Here is a 1,421-nt window from a genome sequence, read left to right as displayed (position 1 = left end):
CTTCTCATCTCTCCCATTTTCTGAAATTGTTACGGCGGAACGGAAATCCCGCTCAGGCATTTTCACCGTCAAATGACTGAATCGCGCACACAAAGTTCCATTTGAATCATATAGGTCCAAATCAATCGTCCGCGTCTCACTGAAACCGCCATCCTGTTCGCTTAGCGAGACGTAAACCCACATGGCGTGGGCACCCGTGTCCTTGATTCGAATTTCTGCAGCGGTGATCGGAAGAGAAGCCGCACGAAAGCGAATCGGTTCGCCCAGCGGATTCACCGTGGTCCAATCGATCGCGCAAGCTAGCTGAAGGGCTTGATCCAAAACGATGGGATGAAGCACCATTCGGTGCTCTTGGTCATTCGTCAAGCAGTCAGCCGAAATTTTAGCCAGCGCCTTCCCGTCTCCGCCCCATACGCTCTCGATAATCCGCTGTTCGGGCGCATAGCGGATATCGGATGTTTCAAATGAACGGTACCACTCCTGTTTCGTCCAGGTTTGGATGGAGCAGCGGGCTTGAATCGTCGAAAGATCTGCGCGCTCTTCCGGGACCGTCTCCCAAAGAACCGACCCTTGATTGAGTACGACGGGCTCGGGCTCGGTACTCTCAGCCAGCGGCTGTGCCCGAATTTCATAAGCGAGGGTCTGGTCCTCTTCGGCAAACAGCTCCAGTTCCAAGGTGACACCATCCTGCACCAGATCTAGCGGTTTGGACCATGCCACGCCCCTAAGAACGATGTCCTCAGCCGGCAGTTTCAAACTATTGGACGACAGCGCGGCACCTGCTCTCGCCATTTCCAGGCATGCTCCTCCAGGAAGACGGTAACCTCCTTTTTCCTGAAGCTTGATCAGGTAATCCTCATCTCCGGTTATGAGGGAACGGAATTTTACACCGGACAAATCAGATACATTGTCGTGCAGCAGCGGGTGGCGCTCTAAAGGAGATCCGGATGGATGATGCAGTCGCCGCGCTGCTTCCCGTTCCTTGGAAGTTTCCGAAATCCAGTATCTTCCTTTTTCGAATGGATACGACGGAAGCGAGACAACGGTATGCCCGGTCCCTTGGAACAAAGCCTCGATATCCAGAACATAGCCTTGTACGAAAAGCTCTGCTACGGCCGTCAGGCGTTCCATATACTCGTCCGGATCATGAATGCCCTGCAGCTCATGGATGCATTGATTTCCGTATCTTTTTAGAGTCAGCCTCTCGCTGCGTTCGTTTTCCTGAAAGGAAGCCGTAAAGACTTGCTGCTGCAGATGACCACCTGACAGCCACCCATGAAGGAGTGATTGTAGCTCTACTTCCGATTTGACCACACAGGCAAACCTATGGTTCAAATGCTTTCTCCCCAGCAGCAGCGTGTAGCTGATGTCGGCAAGCGGCGTTTTTTTGTGCTCAGCCATGAAGTCCGACAGCTGTCGAA

Annotated in this window: 1 protein-coding gene; it reads right to left on the bottom strand. The window is 53.0% G+C overall.

What is annotated here, in order from left to right; translation table 11 throughout:
• The coding region (locus CPT76_RS35210; protein ID WP_374954764.1) for a polyketide synthase dehydratase domain-containing protein at positions 1-1,413 on the bottom strand (1,413 nt) is incomplete at its 3' end.
• Between the last annotated feature and the right edge of the window lie 8 nt (positions 1,414-1,421).

This window comes from Paenibacillus sp. AR247 (assembly GCF_002968895.1).
In the GTDB taxonomy this organism is placed as follows: Bacteria; Bacillota; Bacilli; order Paenibacillales; family Paenibacillaceae; genus Paenibacillus_AQ; species Paenibacillus_AQ favisporus.
The sequence above is the reverse complement of the archived record's forward strand: the minus strand, read 5'-3'. Positions and strand labels throughout refer to the sequence as shown.